The 18,939-nt window shown below is 68.2% G+C and carries 17 protein-coding genes; 10 read left to right on the top strand and 7 right to left on the bottom strand.

The genetic code is table 11. The features are described from left to right. Positions 1-48 precede the first annotated feature (48 nt). Together AB3K92_RS32445 and clpB are read left to right on the top strand one after the other, a co-directional pair. Positions 49-567, top strand: coding sequence for an Rrf2 family transcriptional regulator (locus tag AB3K92_RS32445; RefSeq protein ID WP_059553301.1), 519 nt, complete (start codon positions 49-51; stop codon positions 565-567). A 157-nt stretch (positions 568-724) separates the two neighbouring features. Beyond that, the gene (clpB, locus tag AB3K92_RS32440) at positions 725-3,322 is read left to right on the top strand and encodes an ATP-dependent chaperone ClpB (protein ID WP_059862141.1); all 2,598 of its coding nucleotides are present in this window, start codon (positions 725-727) and stop codon (positions 3,320-3,322) included. A 128-nt stretch (positions 3,323-3,450) separates the two neighbouring features. On the opposite strand, the gene AB3K92_RS32435 is transcribed toward clpB, so the two are convergent. Then, entirely contained in the window at positions 3,451-3,882 is a 432-nt protein-coding gene (locus AB3K92_RS32435) for a YidB family protein (RefSeq protein ID WP_021156497.1), read from the bottom strand. 88 nt (positions 3,883-3,970) lie between these two features. Then, positions 3,971-4,570 (bottom strand): ComEA family DNA-binding protein, encoded by a 600-nt coding sequence (locus AB3K92_RS32430; protein WP_369466584.1) that lies wholly within the window; start codon positions 4,568-4,570, stop codon positions 3,971-3,973. A gap of 290 nt (positions 4,571-4,860) precedes the next feature. On the opposite strand from AB3K92_RS32430, the gene AB3K92_RS32425 reads away from it, so the two are divergent. Further along, positions 4,861-5,322, top strand: coding sequence for a MerR family transcriptional regulator (locus AB3K92_RS32425; protein WP_021156495.1), 462 nt, complete (start codon positions 4,861-4,863; stop codon positions 5,320-5,322). After that, positions 5,306-5,749 carry a carboxymuconolactone decarboxylase family protein gene (locus AB3K92_RS32420; RefSeq protein WP_048021065.1) on the top strand — a complete coding sequence of 148 codons (444 nt, stop codon included), beginning with the start codon at positions 5,306-5,308 and terminating at the stop codon, positions 5,747-5,749. Before AB3K92_RS32425 ends, AB3K92_RS32420 begins: the two co-directional genes overlap by 17 nt. 25 nt (positions 5,750-5,774) lie before the next feature. On the opposite strand, the gene AB3K92_RS32415 is transcribed toward AB3K92_RS32420, so the two are convergent. Beyond that, the gene (locus AB3K92_RS32415; RefSeq protein ID WP_369466583.1) at positions 5,775-7,691 is read right to left on the bottom strand and encodes a sigma-54-dependent Fis family transcriptional regulator; all 1,917 of its coding nucleotides are present in this window, start codon (positions 7,689-7,691) and stop codon (positions 5,775-5,777) included. Between the two features lie 536 nt (positions 7,692-8,227). Between AB3K92_RS32415 and AB3K92_RS32410 the strand changes: the two genes are divergently transcribed. From AB3K92_RS32410 to lipA, 6 genes are all read left to right on the top strand, one after another. After that, positions 8,228-9,286, top strand: coding sequence for an ATP-NAD kinase family protein (locus AB3K92_RS32410; RefSeq protein ID WP_369466582.1), 1,059 nt, complete (start codon positions 8,228-8,230; stop codon positions 9,284-9,286). 59 nt (positions 9,287-9,345) lie between these two features. Further along, on the top strand, positions 9,346-10,122 hold the full coding sequence (locus tag AB3K92_RS32405; protein WP_048021071.1) for an SDR family NAD(P)-dependent oxidoreductase: 777 nt from the start codon (positions 9,346-9,348) through the stop codon (positions 10,120-10,122). Between the two features lie 77 nt (positions 10,123-10,199). Next, the gene (locus AB3K92_RS32400; RefSeq protein WP_021156490.1) at positions 10,200-11,183 is read left to right on the top strand and encodes a thiamine pyrophosphate-dependent dehydrogenase E1 component subunit alpha; all 984 of its coding nucleotides are present in this window, start codon (positions 10,200-10,202) and stop codon (positions 11,181-11,183) included. A gap of 54 nt (positions 11,184-11,237) precedes the next feature. Beyond that, the gene (locus AB3K92_RS32395; RefSeq protein ID WP_048021073.1) at positions 11,238-12,242 is read left to right on the top strand and encodes an alpha-ketoacid dehydrogenase subunit beta; all 1,005 of its coding nucleotides are present in this window, start codon (positions 11,238-11,240) and stop codon (positions 12,240-12,242) included. A 4-nt stretch (positions 12,243-12,246) separates the two neighbouring features. Beyond that, positions 12,247-13,362, top strand: coding sequence for an acetoin dehydrogenase dihydrolipoyllysine-residue acetyltransferase subunit (locus AB3K92_RS32390; protein ID WP_048021075.1), 1,116 nt, complete (start codon positions 12,247-12,249; stop codon positions 13,360-13,362). A gap of 2 nt (positions 13,363-13,364) precedes the next feature. After that, positions 13,365-14,330, top strand: coding sequence for a lipoyl synthase (lipA, locus tag AB3K92_RS32385; protein WP_369466581.1), 966 nt, complete (start codon positions 13,365-13,367; stop codon positions 14,328-14,330). An 11-nt stretch (positions 14,331-14,341) separates the two neighbouring features. Here the strand turns inward: lipA and AB3K92_RS32380 are convergent, their stop codons facing one another. From AB3K92_RS32380 to AB3K92_RS32365, 4 genes are all read right to left on the bottom strand, one after another. Next, positions 14,342-15,697: an MATE family efflux transporter gene (locus tag AB3K92_RS32380; protein WP_048021078.1), complete on the bottom strand. Its 1,356-nt coding sequence runs from the start codon at positions 15,695-15,697 to the stop codon at positions 14,342-14,344. 2 nt (positions 15,698-15,699) lie between these two features. Beyond that, the gene (locus AB3K92_RS32375) at positions 15,700-17,532 is read right to left on the bottom strand and encodes a glycosyltransferase family 39 protein (RefSeq protein ID WP_104766265.1); all 1,833 of its coding nucleotides are present in this window, start codon (positions 17,530-17,532) and stop codon (positions 15,700-15,702) included. A 144-nt stretch (positions 17,533-17,676) separates the two neighbouring features. Then, on the bottom strand, positions 17,677-17,937 hold the full coding sequence (locus AB3K92_RS32370) for a type B 50S ribosomal protein L31 (RefSeq protein WP_021156486.1): 261 nt from the start codon (positions 17,935-17,937) through the stop codon (positions 17,677-17,679). Between the two features lie 157 nt (positions 17,938-18,094). Further along, positions 18,095-18,928 carry a zinc-dependent peptidase gene (locus AB3K92_RS32365; RefSeq protein WP_021156485.1) on the bottom strand — a complete coding sequence of 278 codons (834 nt, stop codon included), beginning with the start codon at positions 18,926-18,928 and terminating at the stop codon, positions 18,095-18,097. Positions 18,929-18,939 lie beyond the last annotated feature (11 nt).

Genomic DNA, 18,939 nt, shown 5'->3' with positions numbered 1-18,939 from the left:
GCCCGGCTCACGTAAATGGGACACGATCGATCTCTTCCGTATTCACCCATGAGACTCACCGACTACACCGACTATTCGCTGCGCGTGATGCTTTACCTTGCCGTGCGCGGCGAGGGACTCGCGACGATCCAGGAGATCTCGGACGCCTACGGCATCTCGAAGAACCATCTGATGAAAGTCGTGCAGCAGCTCGGCGAGCTGGGATGGGTCGACACCGTTCGCGGCCGCAATGGCGGGCTGAGGCTGTTCCCTGAATCGCTGCAACTGACCGTCGGTCAGGTCGTGCGCGCAACCGAGAGCGATTTCGCGCTGGTCGGCTGCTTTTCGGCCGAAGGTGAGTCGCGCGGCTGCGTGATCGAGCCGCAGTGTCGGCTGAAGGGCGTACTGGCGGCAGCGCGCGACGCGTTCTTCGCCGAACTCGACCGTCACACGCTCGGTGAACTGGTCGAACCCGCTGCGCCGCTCATGGCGCTGCTCGGCATTCGCCCGGTCGTGCGCGTGCATCCCTCCGCGCCGCTGCCGGAAGACGCGCCCGTGTCCGTCGAGCCGCCGTCGACGGCCGACTGATACGCGAGCGCCGCGCCCTGCGACCCGGCAGCGGCCCGTCCCGGGGCCGCTTCGAGGATATCCATCGATTTTTGCGCTGAATCAACCCGAATTTCGCTTGAAAGCCGCATAACCATCCTCATCTTGGTGTTAATCGAAAATTGGAGGTCTCGACAAAATGAGAATCGACAAGCTCACCACCAAGTTCCAGGAAGCACTCGCTGACGCGCAAAGCCTTGCGGCCGGCCGCGACAATCAATACATCGAACCCGTTCACGTGCTGGCCGCGCTGGTCGCGCAGCAGGACGGTTCCGCGCGCTCGCTGATGTCACGCGCGGGTGTTCACATCCAGGCGCTGCAAGGCGCGCTGAACGAAGCGATCTCGCGCCTGCCGCAAGTGACGGGCACGGGCGGCGACATTCAGATCGGCCGCGAGCTGGCCGGGCTGCTGAACCAGGCCGACAAGGAAGCGCAGAAGCTCAACGACACGTTCATCGCGAGCGAGATGTTCCTGCTCGCCGTGTCCGACGACAAGGGCGAAGCCGGCAAGCTCGCGCGCCAGCACGGCCTTACGCGCAAGTCGCTCGAAGCCGCGATCGCCGCGGTGCGCGGCGGCTCGCAGGTGCACAGCCAGGATGCGGAAAGCCAGCGCGAGGCGCTGAAGAAGTACACGGTCGACCTGACCGAGCGCGCCCGTGCGGGCAAGCTCGACCCGGTGATCGGCCGCGACGACGAAATCCGCCGTTCGATCCAGATCCTGCAGCGCCGCACCAAGAACAACCCGGTGCTGATCGGCGAGCCGGGCGTCGGCAAGACCGCGATCGTCGAAGGGCTCGCGCAGCGGATCGTCAACGGCGAGGTGCCGGAGACGCTGAAGGGCAAGCGCGTGCTGTCGCTCGACATGGCCGCGCTGCTCGCCGGCGCGAAGTATCGCGGTGAATTCGAGGAGCGCCTGAAGGCGGTGCTCAACGACATCGCGAAGGACGAAGGCCAGACGATCGTCTTCATCGACGAAATCCACACGATGGTCGGCGCGGGCAAGGCCGAAGGCGCGATGGATGCGGGCAACATGCTGAAGCCGGCGCTGTCGCGCGGCGAGCTGCACTGCATCGGCGCGACCACGCTCGACGAATACCGCAAGTACATCGAGAAGGATGCCGCGCTCGAGCGCCGCTTCCAGAAGGTGCTCGTCGACGAGCCGAGCGTCGAGGCGACGATCGCGATCCTGCGCGGGCTGCAGGAGAAGTACGAGCTGCACCACGGCGTCGACATCACCGATCCGGCGATCGTCGCCGCGGCCGAACTGTCGCACCGCTACATCACCGATCGGTTCCTGCCCGACAAGGCCATCGACCTGATCGACGAAGCCGCTTCGAAGATCAAGATGGAAATCGATTCGAAGCCCGAAGAGATGGACAAGCTCGACCGCCGGCTGATCCAGCTGAAGATCGAGCGCGAAGCCGTGAAGAAGGAGCAGGACGAAGCATCGCAGAAGCGCCTGCAGCTGATCGAGGAAGAGATCGAGCGCCTCGGCCGCGAATATGCGGACCTCGAGGAGATCTGGACCGCCGAGAAGGCCGCGGTGCAGGGCAGCGCGCAGTTGAAGGAAGAGATCGAGAAGGTGCGTGCGGACATCGCGCGTCTGCAGCGCGACGGCAAGCTGGAGAAGGTCGCCGAACTGCAGTACGGCAAGCTGCCGCAGCTCGAGGCGCAGCTGAAGCAGGTCACGCAGGCCGAAGAGCAGGAGCAGCACAACCCGACGCGTCCGCGCCTGCTGCGCACGCAGGTCGGTGCCGAGGAAATCGCGGAAGTCGTGTCGCGTTCGACCGGGATTCCGGTGTCGCGGATGATGCAGGGCGAACGCGAGAAGCTGCTGCACATCGAGGAAAAGCTGCACGAGCGCGTGGTCGGCCAGCATGAGGCGATCAGCGCGGTGGCCGACGCGATCCGCCGTTCGCGCGCGGGTCTCGCCGATCCGAACCGTCCGTACGGCTCGTTCCTGTTCCTCGGTCCGACGGGTGTCGGCAAGACCGAGCTGTGCAAGGCGCTGGCGACGTTCCTGTTCGATTCGGAAGAGCATCTGATCCGCATCGACATGAGCGAGTTCATGGAGAAGCACAGCGTCGCGCGGCTGATCGGCGCGCCGCCGGGCTATGTCGGCTACGAGGAAGGCGGCTACCTGACGGAAGCCGTGCGCCGCAAGCCGTACAGCGTGATCCTGCTCGACGAGATCGAGAAGGCGCATCCGGACGTGTTCAACGTGCTGCTGCAGGTGCTCGACGACGGCCGCATGACGGACGGGCAGGGGCGCACGGTCGACTTCAAGAACACGGTGATCGTGATGACGTCGAACCTCGGCTCGCAGGTGATCCAGGCGATGACGGGCGCGCCGCAGGAAGAGATCAAGGACGCGGTGTGGCTCGAGGTGAAGCAGCATTTCCGCCCCGAGTTCCTGAACCGGATCGACGACGTCGTCGTGTTCCATGCGCTCGACCGCAGCAACATCGAGTCGATCGCGAAGATCCAGCTCGCCCGCCTGCACGACCGGCTCGCGAAGCTCGACATGGCGCTCGACGTGTCGCCGGCGGCGCTCGAACAGATCGGCAAGGTCGGCTACGATCCGCTGTTCGGTGCGCGGCCGCTGAAGCGCGCGATCCAGCAGGAGATCGAGAACCCGGTCGCGAAGCTCATCCTCGCTGGCCGTTTCGGTCCGAAGGACGTGATTCCGGTCGACGTCAACGACGGCAAGTTCGTGTTCGACCGCGTCGTTCACTGATCGCCTGCCATCGGCTGCCCGCCCGGTTCGCGCCGGGCGCGCAAAAACAAACACCCCGCCTCGGCGGGGTGTTTGCTTATGGGGCGGCCAAAACCGCCGCCGGGGCCGTCAGCCGGCGTGGTGCGGGCTCAGCCCTGCTTGTTGCCGCCGAACATGCCGGCGAGTTGCGTGAGCGTGCCGAGCACGTTCGACGTATCGACCTGGCCGCCTGCCGGCACTTCGCCGTTCGGCGTCGCGCCGTTGACGACGTGCGGCAGCACCTGCGCGAGGATCGACGAAGCCTGCGACGGATCGATGCCGACCTTGCTCGCGAGCGAGCCGACGACGTCGGAGCCGAGCACGTTCTGCAGCGTGTCTGCCGAGATCGGCTGGTTTTCGCCGTTGCCGACCCACGAGCCGATGATGTCGCCGGCGCCGCCTGCCTTGAATTTCTCGATCAGGCCGTTCAGGCCGCCCGGCTGGTTGTTGATGAATTCGAGCGCGGTCGTGATCAGCGCGCTTTGCGAGTTGCCGCCGGCCTGGCCGCCGAGCAGACCGCCAACGATGTCGAGGAGACCCATGGTGCTTCACCTTTACTGAAAAGGGCGTCGTGACGACGACGCCCGTTGAACGAATGCCGCGCGCACGCCGTCGCGCGCGCGGCGCACATCAGGCGCCCGACGCCGCGGCGGCGGAGGCTGCCTTGTCCTTCTTGTTTTTCTTCTTCGAACCCTTCGTCGCCTTGGTCGACGACGCGGCGGCCGGTGCGCTCGCACCCGCGTCGGCGGATGCCGCTGCGGCCGCGGCGGCCTTTTCCTTCTTCGACGCGCGCTTGGTCTTGGCCGGTTTCGCCGCCGTGTCCGGCGCGCTTGCCGCCGGTGCCGGCGCAGTGGCCGTCGTACCGGCCGTTGCGGTCGTGGACGTCGACGCGGTGCCTGCCGACGTCGTTGCCGACGGGGTCGCGGCCGGCTTCGACAGCTTCACGCCCTTCGGCGGCGCCGACGAGCCGCCGATCGTCAGTCCGTTTTCCTCGAGATGGCCGACCGACTTCGTGCCGAGGCCCTTTACGCGGTTCGCGAGATCGTCCGCGTCCTTGAACGGGCCGTTCTTGGTGCGTTCGTCGATGATCGCCTTCGACTTCACCGGCCCGAGCCCCTTCACGGATTCGAGCGCGGCCTGGTCGGCCGTGTTGACTTCGACGGCCGCGGCAAGGCCTGCGGCGAGTGACAGCGACAGCGCGACGAACAGCATCAGCAGCTTTTTCAGCATGGCAAAGGCTCCCTGGTTCTGATTCTGACGGATGAATGGCTGTTGCAACGGACGGCGGGCGAGACTTGGCCGGGTGTCGCCGTTAAGCATAGGACAAATGCGTGCCCTTTTTAAGACAGGCTGACCGAATCTTGCTGAAGGCTTGCGGCGCTGTAAAGACCGAAACCCGTGCCGGGCGGCGGTTTTGACCATTCTTTACGGTGTCGCGGGGTGTCGTGGGTCGTCGTCGCGCTGGCCGTTCAAAAGCGCTTGACTTAGAGTTGACTCTAACTCCTAACCTTGTTCCTGCCATGTCGAAAACCGTATCCAAACCTTCCGCCACCGGTCCGCTGACGATCGGGCAAGTCGCCGAGCTGACCGGCTTGTCCACGCATACGCTGCGCTACTACGAGCAGGCCGGCCTGCTGCGTGCGATTTCGCGCACGGCGGCCGGGCACCGGCTCTATGCGCCGGCCGACCTTGACTGGCTGGCCTTCGTGATGCGCCTGAAGGCGACCGGCATGCCGATCGCGCAGATGCAGGAATTCGCGGCGCTGCGCGCGCAGGGCGAGCCGACCTTCGGTGCGCGGCGCAGCCTGCTGGTCACGCATCGCGACGCGGTGCGCGCGCATCTCGCGGAGCTGCAGGCGAGCCTCGACGTGATCAGCGACAAGATCGCGTACTACGAGGCACAGGAGCGCGATGCGGCACGACGGGCAAAACCCTCTCACTCCCCATCGGAACAGGACGAACACCATGGAACGACTCGTTGAAGACCGCTACACGCGCGGCTGGAACAAACTGAAGGAAATCGACGGGGAGGTGGGCGAACGCGTGATCGCGGCGCTTGCGCCGATCGCCCCGGACTTCGCACGGCTGCTGGTCGAATTCGGCTTCGGCGACATCTACAGCCGGCCGCAACTCGACCTGAAGGCGCGCGAGATCGCGACGATCTCGGCACTGGCCGCGCTCGGCAACGCGCAGCCGCAGTTGAAGGTGCATATCGAGGCCGCGCTGAACGTGGGCTGCACGCGCGACGAGATCGTCGAGGTGTTCATGCAGATGTCCGTGTACGCGGGTTTCCCGGCCGCGCTCAACGCGCTGTTCGCGGCGCGCGAGGTGTTCGCGCGGCTCGACGAAGCGGCCGCAGAGGAAAACGACGCGAACGACGCGCACGACGCGGTCGGGCAGCTCGCGTGACGGGGCACGCGTCGGCACCCGCGCGTCACGCGCGGTGCGGCGCGACAATCCGGTGCTTCGCGATGCGCCGGTACAACGTCGCGCGCGAGATGCCGAGCGCCTGCGCGGCGGCGTCGGGCCGCCAGCGGTGCGCGGTGAGCGCGGCGACGATGCGGCCGCGCTCGTCGTCAGGCAGGGGGCCGATCGACGCACCGCCGAGCTGCGCGGCGATATCGGCCGGCAGATCCTGTCGCGTCACGCGCGCGGCGTCGCACACCGCGCACGCATAGCGCAGCACGTTGCGCAACTGCCGGACGTTGCCGGGCCACGGATACGCGGCGAGCTGTTCCGCGAGCGTTGCATCGAGTGTCAGCACGTGGCCGGTTGCCTGCGCCTCCTCGGCGAACACGGTGGCGATCACGTCGCGCACGTCCGCGCGCGCGCGCAGCGGCGGCAGTTCGAACGTCGCGCCGCTCAGCCGGTAGTACAGATCCTCGCGGAACGTGCCGTCGGCCACCATGCGCGCGAGATCGCGGTGCGTCGCGCAGATCACGTCGAGATCGACGCGCACGGGCGTATCGCTGCCGAGCGGCACGACCTCGCCATCGGCGAGCACGCGCAACAGGCGTGTCTGCAGCGCGAGCGGCATGTCGCCGATTTCGTCGAGGAACAGCGTGCCGCCGTCGGCGAGGGCGATCTTGCCGCGCGCGCCGTGTTTGCGTGCGCCGGTAAACGCACCGGCCGCATAACCGAACAATTCACTCTCGATCAGTGCTTCCGGCAGTGCGCCGCAGTTGACGGCGACGAACGGCCGCGCGCGCCGCGCGCCGGCGTCGTGGATCGCGCGCGCAAACACTTCCTTGCCCGCACCGGTCTCGCCGAGCACGAGAATCGGCAGCCGCTTGCTCGCGACCCGCAACGCGAGTTCGGCCTGTTGCGCGATATGCGCATCACTGCTGTGCAGGAACGGCGTCAGCGCGCCGACGTGGCGTTGCGTGGTGCCCGGGCGGCGCGAGGCCGTGCCGGGCTCGCGGCCGGTGCGCCGTAGCGGCGCGCGCAGCCGCGCATAGAGCGGCGCGCCGGTCGCGCGCAGCCGCAGCGCGACGATCGCATCGAGCCGCGCGGCATCGCGCAGCGGCATCTCGGTCGCATCGAAGATCTCGTCGATATGGCGCGGTTCGCGCAACGCCGGCAGTGCGTCGCGCGCCTGCCGGTTCGCGGCGACGATATTGCCGCATTCGTCGAACGCGATCAGCCACTCGGGTTGCGCTTCGACGTAATGACGATTCGGATGCCCGAACAGGATCCAGTGCTGCGCGGTGCTGTGCACGAAGTAGCCGTCTTCGATCAGTGCCGCGCTCTGCCGCACGAGCTGATAGACGAGACGCTGGCTGTCGCGACCGTCGGGCGATTGAACGGCCGACGCGTCGAGCACGCCGATCAGTTCGCCGCCCGGCGAGAAGATCGGCGCCGCGCTGCAGGTGAGCGTCGTGAAGGCCGCGCGAAAGTGATCGGTCTTGTGCACGGTGATCGGCGCGAGATCGGTCAGCACGTTCGCGACACCGCAGGTGCCTTCCTCGCTTTCCGACCAGCACGAGCCGATGTGCAGCCCCGCGTGGCGGAAGTCGTTGCGGCGCTCGCGGTCGATCCGGTAGTCGATCGTCACGCCGTGCGCGTCGGTCAGCATCACGCAGTAGTCGGCGACGCGGATCATGTCGTGCAGCCGCGTCAGGCACTGGCCCGACGCGCGCAGGAAGGCCTCTTCCTTGTCGCGCACTTCGCGCAGCTCCGCCGCGGTCAGCACGCGCGGGCCGATCGACGAAGCGGGGTCGAGACGGTAGCGCTCGAGCGACCGTTGCCACGATGACACGAGGCGCGTGGATTCGGCCGGCGCGGGCAGGCGTCCGGCGAGCGCGCCGAGCACACGGTCGGCGTGCTGGGCCTGGGGGACGGCGTAGGGCATGGTCGGCTCCGGTTCCGTACGGCGAGGAATGCGATGTTCTTGTAGCACATCCCGTTCGACGGATCACATTGCATCGCAGCACGCGGCGGGCGTGAGACGTTCGTCTCACCGGTATCGCGCGCTGTCTCGTGTCGCTGAGACGCGCGCATGTGCGGCATGCGCGGATCGTCCGGCATGACGCGGCCCGCGCGGCACCGCGACAGCGCGGGGTTTGCGGGCGCAACGGCGCGCTTGCATCGGCGTCGCGGTGGCCATTTCGTCGCATCGACGGGGTGAGACGAACGGGGGGAATTGCCGCGCACGCCGTGGCTCCGGCAGCGAACCGGCGGCGTCGACATTCCCGCCGCGCCAGCGTGCACACGGGTTTCACGGTCATCGCACGCACGATGGCACGCCGCTTGCAGAGATCACGGGCAGGTCGGCGCGGTCGCGTCGACGATGAAGATCCGCCGCCCGGCGATGGCAGCGGACGAGACAGGCAGGGCTGCGGCGTACACCAACGCGCCGGGGCCGGCCAACTGGATGGAGACAAACCCGTGACGACGCCCGTTACCGTCGGCGTGATCGCGAACCCCGCATCGGGGCGCGACATTCGCCGCCTCACGACGCATGCCTCCGTGTTTCCGACGGCGGAGAAGGCGAACATGATCGTGCGCCTGCTGGCCGGCCTCGGCGCGATGGGCGTCGAGCGCGTGCTGACGCTGCGCGACCGCACGGGCATCGCGACGCTGCTGCTGCGCGCGATCGACACGCATCGCGCGGTCGCGCCGCACGAGCGCTGGCCCGAGGTCGAATTCGTCGACCTGCCGATCACCGATACCGTCGCCGATACACGGGCCGGTGCCGCGTACCTGCACCGGATGGAAGTCGCGCTGATCGTCGTGCTCGGCGGCGACGGCACGCATCGCGCCGTGGCCGCGCACTGTGGCGCGACTCCGCTCGTCGCGCTGTCCACCGGCACCAACAACGCGTTTCCCGAACATCGCGAGGCAACCGTCGCGGGCGTCGCGGCAGGACTCGCCGCGACCGGCGCGGTGCCGGCCGAAGTCGCGTTCACGCGCAACAAGCGGCTCGTCGTGCGCTGCGTGGCGGGTGCGCAGCCGGGGCGCGAGGAGATCGCGCTCGTCGACGTGTGCGCCGCACGCCAGCGTTTCATCGGCGCCCGCGCGATCTCGGGGTCCGACGACATCGATTCGCTCTACCTGACGTTCGCGGAACCGGACGGGATCGGCCTGTCCGCGCTCGGCGGCGCGTGGGCGCCGCTCGAACGCAGCGCGCCGCACGGGCTCGCGATGCGTTTCGCGGCCGAAGGCAAGGCGGCCGGCACGCCGCTCGTCGCGCCGATTGCGCCGGGCCGCGTCGATCGCGTCGTGATGCGCAGTTGCGAACGGCTCGAGCCGGGCGCGTGGCAGACGATCCCGTTCGAGCGCGGCACGCTCGCGTTCGACGGTGAACGCGAGATCGAGGTCGCGCGCGGCGATCGCTACGAGATCTCGCTCGACTGGCGCGGGCCGCTGACGGTCGATGTCGGCCGCACGCTGCGTTACGCGTCGTCGCGGCAACTGCTGCGCGATGCCGGTGCGTGGCACGACTGAGCCGCCGCTTTTTCGCATGACATTTCGACATCCATAACGATCCTCAAGGAGACATTGCCATGACGGCTTCACTCGAAGGACAGGTCGCCATCGTCACGGGCGGCGCGCGCGGCATCGGCCGCGGCATTGCGCTGACGCTTGCCGGCGCGGGCGCCGACATCCTGCTGGCCGACCTGCTCGACGACGCGCTCGACGCCACCGCGCGCGAGGTACGCGCGCTCGGCCGGCGGGCGGCGGTCGCGAAGGTCGACGTCACGCAGGCCGAGCAGGTCGACGCGATGGTCGCGCAGGCGCTCGCCGAGCTCGGCCGGCTCGACATCCTCGTGAATTGCGCGGGCGTGATCAGCATTCATCCGGTCGCCGAACTGACCGAGCGCGACTGGGATGTCGTGATGGACGTGAACGCGAAGGGCACCTTCCTCGGCTGCCGCGCGGCGCTCGCGCACCTGAAGGCGCAGGGCCGCGGCCGGATCATCAACGTCGCGTCGATCGCCGGCAAGGAAGGCTTTCCGAATCTCGCGCACTACAGCGCATCGAAATTCGCGGTCGTCGGCTTCACGAACGCGCTTGCGAAGGAGCTTGCGCGCGACGGCGTGACCGTCAACGCGATCTGCCCCGGCATCGTCCGTACCTATATGTGGGACCGGCTGTCCGACGAATGGAAGGCCGACGGCGAAACGGTCGAGGAATCGTGGCAGCGGCACCAGTTGACGCTGATCCCGCAGGGCCGCGCGCAGACACCGGAAGACATGGGCCGGCTCGCGCTGTTCTTCGCGACGATGGACAACGTGACGGGCCAGGCCGTGAACGTCGACGGCGGCTTCACGTTCCACTGACGGCCGCAGGCCGTGCAATCCGTCGCCACGGCATCGCCGCGGCGGCATTCGCAGTCAGACCTACCCAGGAGACACACATGACCGTTTCGACACAGCTCAGCAGGGACAAGCTGCTGGACGCCTATCGGCTGATGCGCACGATCCGCGAATTCGAGGAACGCCTGCACGTCGAATTCGCGACCGGCGAGATCCCCGGCTTCGTTCACCTGTACGCGGGCGAGGAGGCGTCCGCGGTCGGCACGATACTGCACCTCGGCCTCGACGACTACGTCGCGACCACGCACCGTGGCCACGGCCATTGCATCGCGAAGGGCGTCGACGTGCACGGGATGATGGCCGAGATCTACGGCAAGAAAACCGGCGTCTGCCACGGCAAGGGCGGCTCGATGCACATCGCCGACCTGTCGATGGGGATGCTCGGCGCCAACGGGATCGTCGGCGCGGGCGGCCCGCTCGTGTGCGGCGCCGCGCTCGCGGCGAAGCACAAGAAGACGGGCGGCGTCGGCGTGTGCTTCTTCGGCGACGGCGCGTCGAACCAGGGCGTGATCTTCGAATCGATGAACCTCGCGTCGGTGTGGCGGCTGCCCGCGATCTTCGTCGCCGAAAACAACGGCTACGCGGAAGCGACGTCGTCGAGCTGGTCGGTCGCGACCGACAACATCGCCGATCGCGCGAACGGGTTCGGGATGCCGGGCGTGATCGTCGACGGCTTCGATTTCTTCGCGGTGCACGAAGCGCTCGGCGAAGCGGTCGAGCGCGCGCGCAACGGCGGTGGCCCGACGCTCGTCGAGGTGAAGTTCACGCGCTATTTCGGCCACTTCGAAGGCGACGCGCAGACCTATCGCGCACCCGGCGAGGTGCAGAAGCTGCGCGACGAGAAGGACTGCCTGAAGCATTTCGAGACGCGCGTCGTGCGGGCCGAAGCGTTGACGACCGCCGATCTGCGCGCGGTCGATGCCCAGGTGAAGGCGCTGATCGACGACGCGGTCGCGCAGGCCAAGGCCGCGCCGCTGCCCGACGCAGCCGACCTGCTGACCGACGTCTACGTGTCGTACCCGTGAGCGCGGCCTGACACCGCGGCCGACACGGCGAACCGAACATTCCAGGAGACAGACATGGCAAGGAAGATTACTTATTCGCAGGCGATCAACGAGGCGCTCGCGCAGGAAATGGCGCGCGACGACAGCGTGATCGTGATGGGCGAGGACAATGCAGGCGGCGCGGGCGCGCCGGGCGAGGACGACGCGTGGGGCGGCGTGCTCGGCGTGACGAAGGGGCTGTTCCACAAGTTTCCGGGCCGCGTGCTCGATACGCCGCTGTCGGAGGGCGGCTACATCGGCGCGGCGGTCGGTGCGGCCGCATGCGGGATGCGGCCCGTCGCGGAGCTGATGTTCATCGACTTCATGGGCGTGTGCTTCGACCAGATCTTCAACCAGGCCGCCAAGTTCCGCTACATGTTCGGCGGCAAGGCCGTGACGCCGGTCGTGATCCGCGCGATGTACGGCGCCGGACTGCGCGCGGCCGCGCAGCACTCGCAGATGCTCACGTCGCTGTTCACGCACATCCCGGGGCTGAAGGTCGTGTGCCCGTCGACGCCGTACGACGCGAAGGGGCTGCTGATCCAGGCGATCCGCGACAACGATCCCGTGATCTTCCTCGAACACAAGCTGCTCTATACCCGCGAAGGCGACGTGCCGGAGGAGTCCTATGCGATTCCGTTCGGCGAGGCAAACGTGATGCGCGACGGCGACGACGCGACGATCGTCACGTACGGCCGGATGGTGCATCTCGCGATGGACGCGGCCGCGAAGCTCGCGAAGGACGGCATTCAGGTCGACGTGATCGATCTGCGCACGACGTCGCCGCTCGACGAGGAAACGATCCTCGAAAGCGCGGAGCGCACCGGGCGCGTCGTGGTCGTCGACGAAGCGAACCCGCGCTGCTCGATCGCGACCGACATTGCCGCGCTCGTCGCGCAGCGCGCGTTCCATGCGCTGAAGGCGCCGATCGAGCTCGTGACCGCGCCGCACACGCCCGCGCCGTTCGCGAGCGTGCTGGAAGACCTGTATATCCCGTCCGCCGATGCGATTGCGCAGGCGGTCCTGAAGACGAGGAGCTGACACGATGTCGATTCACATGATCACGATGCCCAAGTGGGGGCTGTCGATGGAGCAGGGGCAGGTCAACGGCTGGTTGAAGACGATCGGCGAACGCGTGACGAAGGGCGACGAGGTGCTCGACGTCGAGACCGACAAGATCTCGTCGGGCGTCGAATGCGCGTTCGACGGCACGCTGCGCCGGCAGGTCGCGCAGGAAGGCGAGACGCTGCCGGTCGGCGCGCTGCTCGGCGTCGTCGCGGCGGCCGATGCGAGCGATGCGGACATCGACGCGGCGATCGCCGATTTCCAGCGCGATTTCGTGCCGAGCGCGGCCTCCGACGAAGCGGCCGGCCCGCAACCCGAGAAGGCGCAGATCGGCGGCCGGACGGTGCGCTTCCTGAAGCTCGGCGAAGGCACCGGCACACCCGCCGTGCTGATTCACGGCTTCGGCGGCGACCTGAACAACTGGTTGTTCAATCACGCGGATCTCGCCGCGCACCGGCCCGTGTGGGCACTGGACCTGCCCGGCCATGGCGAATCGGGCAAGGCGGTCGAGACGGGCAGCCTCGACGAACTCGCCGACGCGGTGCTCGCGCTGCTCGATGCGAAGGGCATCGACCAGGCACACCTGATCGGCCATTCGATGGGCGGCGCGGTTGCGATGGCGGCAGCGGAACGCGCGCCGCAACGTGTCGCGTCGCTGACGCTGATCGCGAGCGCGGGGCTCGGCACCGACATCAACCGCGCTTACATCGACGGTTTCGTCGCCGGCAACAGCCGCAACACGCTGAAGCCGCACCTCGGTGCGCTGTTCGCGGACAACGCGCTGGTCACGCGGCAGCTCGTCGAGGATCTCGTCAAGTACAAGCGGCTCGAAGGCGTGCAGGCCGCGCTCGAGAAGATCGCGAACGCGGCGTTCGACGGCGCCGCACAGCGGCGTGTGTTCCGCGACCGGCTCGTGACGCTTGCACCGCGCACGCTCGTGATCTGGGGCGAGCGCGACCAGGTGATCCCGGCGCATCACGCGCAGGGTTTGCCTGACGGCGTGCGTGCCGAAGTGATCGCCGGCAGCGGGCACATGGTGCAGATGGAGGCGGCCGCCGACGTGAACCGCCTGATCGTCGCGTTCCTCGGAGACTGACGATGGCCGCCGCGCTCGAACGACCCAGCCTCACGGCGCTCGGCCAGCCGGGCGCGAGAAGCCGCGACAAGCTCGCGCGCATTCCGGTGCGCGTCGAGCCCGCGGCCGGCGCGGCGTTGCCGAAGCCGCCGTGGCTGCGCGCGCGGCCGATGATGAGCGCGGCGGTGGCCGACGTGGCTGCCGTGCTGCGCGACCATCGGCTGCATTCCGTCTGCGAGGAGGCGATGTGCCCGAACATCGGCGAGTGCTTCGCGCAGCGCACCGCGACCTTCATGATCATGGGCGGCCTGTGCACGCGGCGCTGCCCGTTCTGCGACGTCGCGCACGGTCGTCCCGAGCCGCTCGATCCCGACGAGCCGGCGCGGCTGGCCGACGCGGCCGCGGCGCTCGGGCTGCGCTACGTCGTGATCACGTCGGTCGACCGCGACGACTTGCGCGACGGCGGTGCCGCGCATTTCGCCGCGTGCATCGCGGCGGTGCGCGCGAGCGTGCCGGGCATCGGCGTCGAAGTGCTGACGCCGGACTTCCGCGGCCGCGTGTCCCGTGCGCTCGATGCGCTGTCGACGGCCTGGCCCGACGTGTTCAACCACAACATCGAGACGGTGCCGTCGCTGTATCGCGCGGCGCGGCCGGGCGCCGAGTATCGCGGCTCGCTCGAATTGCTCGCGCAGGCGAAGGCCGCGCGGCCGACGCTCGTGACGAAGTCGGGACTGATGCTCGGGCTCGGCGAGCGCGACGACGAGGTGCGCGACACGCTGCGCGACCTGCGCGCGCACGAAGTCGACGTGCTGACGCTCGGCCAGTATCTGGCGCCGTCGGCGCACCACCTGCCGGTGCGACGCTACGTGAGCCCGGAGGCATTCGCCGCGTGGCGCGACGACGCGCTGGCGCTGGGTTTCAGGGAAGTCGTCGCCGGCCCGCTCGTGCGGTCGTCATACCATGCGGCCGACGTGCTGGAGGACAGGTAGAGGGCGGCGCGTCAGGCCGGCGCCGGGGCGTGCGCGCGACTCACCCGGCGCAGGTACAACACGAGCCCGGCGCCCGCGAGCATCAGGCTGACCGTGTTCGCGAACCAGAAGCCGCGCGCGCCGGTCAGCCACGCGGGCGCGATGCCGCCCACGTCGAAGCCGAGCACGTAGCCGCCGCTGAGCCCGACGCCCCACAGCGCGACCGCATAGATCACGGTCGGCACGACCGCGACCTTGTAGGCCCGCAGCACGAACGCCGACGTGACCTGCAGCGCATCGAAGACGTGATAGCACGCGACGATCGCGACGAGCGGCATCGCGGCCGCGGCGACGGCCGGGTTCGGCGTATAGCCGCCGATGATCAGCGGTCGCAGCACGAACACGAGCAGGCCGTATGTCGCGGCAATGCCGCACGCGAAGATCACGCTGTGCCGGCCGAGCAGCCGGGCTTCTTCGGGCCGTCCGGCGCCGAGCGCGCGCGCGACCAGCGTCGATGCCGCCACGCCGATCGACAGCGGGGTCATGTACAGCACCGCGCCGATGTTGCCGGCGATCTGGTGGCCGGCGAGCGTCGTCGTGCCGAATTGCGCGATGAACAGCGCCATGCACGTGTACGACGTGACCTCGATCAGGTACGACAGGCCCATCGGCACGCCGAGTTTCAGGATCGCCTTCTGGCGTTCCCACACCGGCCAGCAGAAGCGCGAGAAGATCGCGAGCGGCGCGAACACGTCGAGCTTCGCGAGCAGCGTGTAGCCGATCAGCGCGAGCGCCCAGTTGATCAGCGTGCTCGCGAGCCCGCAGCCGGGGCCGCCGAGGGCCGGTACGCCGAACCCGCCGAAGATGAACCACACGTTGAGCGGAAACTTGAGCACCAGCGCGCCGATCTGCAGGATCATCGCGAGGCGCGGCTTGCCGGCCGCGTTGGTCAGCGCGTTGTAGATGCGGAAGACGAGGCTGGCGGGCAGCCCGTACGACAGGATGCGCAGGTAGTCGACGGTGCGGTCGTGCAGCGCGGCGGGTGCGTGCGCGACGCGCAGCAGCGGCTCGGGAAAATGCAGCAGGAGAAAGCCGGGCACCGCGAGCAGCAGCGCGAGCCACAGGGCCTGGCGCACTTCCTCGCCGATTTCGGCATAGCGTCGCGCGCCGTACAGTTGCCCGGTGATCGGCTGCAGCGCGGACAGGATGCCCGTCAGGCCGATGTAGATCGACACGTAGATCGACGAGCCGAGCCCGAGCGCGGCCAGATCGACGGCCGAGTAGCGGCCGACCATCGCGGTGTCGATCACGCCGAACGCGATGATCGCGAGCTGGCCGACGAGCACCGGCCACGCGAGACCGACGATCCGGCGGATGTCGCCGAACATCGTCAGTCGGCCGGCTGACGGCGCGGCGGACGCCGCTTGACGGGCGTCTTCGGCCGTTCGATGCGCTCGTACAGGCGGAAGCGCTCGTCGCGGTCGGCGACGCGGCGGCCCTCCCACACGAGACGCCACACGTATTGCGACATCGAGCTCGGCTCGCCGAAGTCCGCGCGGTCCTGGCGCAGGATCACGTCGCAGTCGCCGGAGAAATCGAAGCGCATGTTGCCGAAATACGCGAAGGTCGCGAGCTGCGCGTCACCGAGCCGCACGGGCGAGATGCACTCGTAGTCGGACGGCAGGTGCACGGCGATCTGCTGCGCGACGTCGCGATAGGTCCGGCCATAATTGACGATCGGCAGCCACAGCGTCATCAGCAGCACCCACATCAGCGTGGTGCCCGCACCCGACAGCACGACGCTGCGCCACAGGACCTTCGGCTGCCGCGAGATGCGCCAGCGCACGAGGAAGCACCAGCACACCGTGGCGATCACCGCGCAGATGAACGACAGGATCTTGAAGTGCGGCTCATAGCCGGGCACGAGCCGCGCGAGGTTGCGGGCGAGCGGATGCGGGAAACCCGTGAGCGACGCGAGCCACACGAGCCACACGAAGGTGCCGAGGATCGTGAAGCTCAGCACCGCGAACCAGTCGATCGCGTTGATCGCGCCGCGCTTGAGGGTCGGCAGCGCGAACGTCGCGAGCACCGCCAGCGGCGGCATCAGCAGCATGTACATGCGGTTCGACTGCTGGCTCTGCAGGATCACGAGCGCGACGAGCGGCACGGCGACCGACAGCGGAATCGCGACGTGCGCGCGGCGGCGCATGCCGGCCCAGCTCCACCATGCCCAGATCGCGAGCGGCCACGCGGGCCACGTGAACAGCGGCAGGTTCTTTGCCGCATAGCCGAGCACGGCGGTCGGCGGGCCGGAAAAGCGCATCAGGCTGCCGTGAATCCACTGGTTGAAGAACCATGCGGCGTCGTCGGGCGCCGCGACGAACGCGGCAAGCGGCCACAGCGCGAAGATCGCGGCCGCGAGCGGTACGCCGACCAGCGGCAGGCGCAGGTTGCGCATCTCGGGCGTGACGAGCCACAGCACGGCCGTGCCGGCGAGCAGGGCGACGACGAGCACCGGGTTGCCGGACAGGGCGACGAGGCCGATCGCGAGACCCCACCACAGCGCGCCCTGCATCGGCTTGTCGATGCCGCGGACGATCCCGTAGACGAGCATGGCGATCCACGCGAACTGCGCCAGCTGCGGCGTCGTTTCGTGCCCGCGTTCCGCGAGGCCGAAGCAGGCGACGAGCACCAGCAGCGCGCCGTCGGCGAGCGTGCGGCCGTAGTCGCGCGGCTCGGGTTCGCCACCGAATGCGTATTTGAACGGCTGGACCTCGGCACGCCGGCCGAGCAGGTAGGCTGCGTACCAGACGAACGCGCACGCGACGCAGAACAGCACGCCGGTATCGACGCGCGACGCGTTGCTCGCATCGACCCACGGGCCGAGGCCGCGGATCGACAGCGCGCCGAGCCAGTAGCCGAGCGGCCCGTCGGTCGTGATGAACTTGCCGACGAGGTTCGGCAGCAGCCAGTCGTGCCAGCCGCCCTTGGCCATCGTCCACATCACGCCGAAGCCCGCCGCGTCCTCGTTCTTCCACGGGTCGCGGCCGAACAGGCCGAACGCTGCGTAGACGAAGCAGAGGGTAAGCAGCAGCCAGCGCGGCAGCGCACGCGTGGCGGAGGCGGTGAGACGGACGACAGGCTTCATGCAGATGAGCGATTTGTTATGGGCGGGCGGCCGGCGCGGGTGCGCGCGGTCGAGCCGGTTTCGAGCATCCGGCATTGTAGACGCGCCGGCAGTTGCGCGTCAGGCCGATGCCCGGACGCCGGCCGGTGCTTTTCCGGCGAGCAGAGACAAAAAAGGGCAGCCTGGGCTGCCCTTTTGTGCGATACCGGTGCGTTGCAACCACCGGATGCGGTGCAAAGCTTACTTCGCCTTGCCGCTGGCGCGAACGCCGAACTTGTTCTTGAACTTCTCGACACGGCCGGCCGTGTCCATGATCTTTTGCTGACCCGTGTAGAACGAGTGCGATTCCGACGACACTTCGATCTTGGCGAGCGGGTAGGTCTTGCCGTCGAGTTCGATGTTTTCACGCGTCTGGATCGTCGAGCGCGTGATGAACTTGAAGCCGTTCGACATGTCTTGGAAGACGACTTCGCGGTAATCCGGGTGAATGCCAGGTTTCATGATTTTCCTTGGTGAGAGCGGTAGCCAACCCGCCGCTTGCCGTGCCGTGCCGCACAAAGTTGCGCGATCCAGCCGACGTCAAGCCCGGCGCGAGCCACTTGCCTAAGGTCGAAAAACGGCGATTATGCCAGAAAATCAGATGGTTGACGAATTATTTTCACGGTGCGTCGAGCGCGCCGGTGCCGGCCGGATCCTGCCGGTAGTAACGCGCGAGCAGCCGGTACAGCTCCGGAAATTCGGACTCGAACGCTTTCGGTCGTACGAACAGCGCTTCGCTGCACACCGCGAAGAATTCGGACGGGTGGTCGGCCGCATACGGATCGATCAGCGATTCCCGCTCGAAGCGCGCCCACGCGCGGTCCGGCACCGCGTCGACGCGCGCGCAGAACTGGTCGTACGCGTGCTCGAACACGTCGGCCCAGGCCTGCGCATCGAGGTGCGGCGCGTGCCAGCGGCGAAAAAGGGGCGGATAGCCGTCGGCTGCGCCGTTTACCATGTCGATCTTGTGCGCGAACTCGTGGATCACGACGTTGTACGCGTCGCGGCCGTCCGTCATCTGCGCATCCTCCCACGACAGGATCACGGGGCCGCCTTCCCAGGCCTCGCCGCTCGCGTCCTGCTCCACTTCGTGGACGACGCCGTCCTCGTCCTGCACCGTCTTGCGGATCACGAATTCGCCCGGATACACGACGACGCCGACCCAGCCGTCGTACAGCGACAGGTCGAGATTCAGCACGGGCAGGCAGGCCTGCGCGGCGATCGCGACGATCATCGCGTCGGTCAGCTCGAGCCCGTGCGCGGTCGAGAACGATTTCTTCGCGACGAACAGGCTCGTCAGTTCGCGCAGCCGGCCGAGCGCGTCGGGCGACAGCGCCGCGAGGAACGGCAGGCGCTCGACGGTGTCCTGCCATAGCGCGTCGGGGATCGGATGGCTGCGCAGCGCGCGATCGCGGCGGCGGTCGTCGAACCAGCGGGTCAGTTTCGAGAGCATGAAGGCGGCTC

Source organism: Burkholderia sp. Bmkn7 (genome assembly GCF_041103175.1).
Taxonomy (GTDB): domain Bacteria; phylum Pseudomonadota; class Gammaproteobacteria; order Burkholderiales; family Burkholderiaceae; genus Burkholderia; species Burkholderia cepacia.
Note: the sequence above shows the minus strand (reverse complement) of the source record. Positions and strands in the feature narration are given on the sequence as shown.

Excerpts from the sequence above, each read along its gene's own strand:
- AB3K92_RS32420 (WP_048021065.1), top strand. The coding sequence starts at position 5,306 with ATGGAACGACTCGTTGAAGACCGCTACACGCGCGGCTGGAACAAACTG.
- AB3K92_RS32400 (WP_021156490.1), top strand. The coding sequence starts at position 10,200 with ATGACCGTTTCGACACAGCTCAGCAGGGACAAGCTGCTGGACGCCTAT.
- AB3K92_RS32430 (WP_369466584.1), bottom strand. The coding sequence starts at position 4,570 with ATGCTGAAAAAGCTGCTGATGCTGTTCGTCGCGCTGTCGCTGTCACTC.
- AB3K92_RS32390 (WP_048021075.1), top strand. The coding sequence starts at position 12,247 with ATGTCGATTCACATGATCACGATGCCCAAGTGGGGGCTGTCGATGGAG.
- AB3K92_RS32405 (WP_048021071.1), top strand. The coding sequence starts at position 9,346 with ATGACGGCTTCACTCGAAGGACAGGTCGCCATCGTCACGGGCGGCGCG.
- AB3K92_RS32445 (WP_059553301.1), top strand. The coding sequence starts at position 49 with ATGAGACTCACCGACTACACCGACTATTCGCTGCGCGTGATGCTTTAC.
- AB3K92_RS32370 (WP_021156486.1), bottom strand. The coding sequence starts at position 17,937 with ATGAAACCTGGCATTCACCCGGATTACCGCGAAGTCGTCTTCCAAGAC.
- AB3K92_RS32375 (WP_104766265.1), bottom strand. The coding sequence starts at position 17,532 with ATGCCGGATGCTCGAAACCGGCTCGACCGCGCGCACCCGCGCCGGCCG.
- AB3K92_RS32425 (WP_021156495.1), top strand. The coding sequence starts at position 4,861 with ATGTCGAAAACCGTATCCAAACCTTCCGCCACCGGTCCGCTGACGATC.
- AB3K92_RS32380 (WP_048021078.1), bottom strand. The coding sequence starts at position 15,697 with ATGTTCGGCGACATCCGCCGGATCGTCGGTCTCGCGTGGCCGGTGCTC.
- clpB (WP_059862141.1), top strand. The coding sequence starts at position 725 with ATGAGAATCGACAAGCTCACCACCAAGTTCCAGGAAGCACTCGCTGAC.
- AB3K92_RS32435 (WP_021156497.1), bottom strand. The coding sequence starts at position 3,882 with ATGGGTCTCCTCGACATCGTTGGCGGTCTGCTCGGCGGCCAGGCCGGC.
- lipA (WP_369466581.1), top strand. The coding sequence starts at position 13,365 with ATGGCCGCCGCGCTCGAACGACCCAGCCTCACGGCGCTCGGCCAGCCG.
- AB3K92_RS32395 (WP_048021073.1), top strand. The coding sequence starts at position 11,238 with ATGGCAAGGAAGATTACTTATTCGCAGGCGATCAACGAGGCGCTCGCG.
- AB3K92_RS32365 (WP_021156485.1), bottom strand. The coding sequence starts at position 18,928 with ATGCTCTCGAAACTGACCCGCTGGTTCGACGACCGCCGCCGCGATCGC.
- AB3K92_RS32415 (WP_369466583.1), bottom strand. The coding sequence starts at position 7,691 with ATGCCCTACGCCGTCCCCCAGGCCCAGCACGCCGACCGTGTGCTCGGC.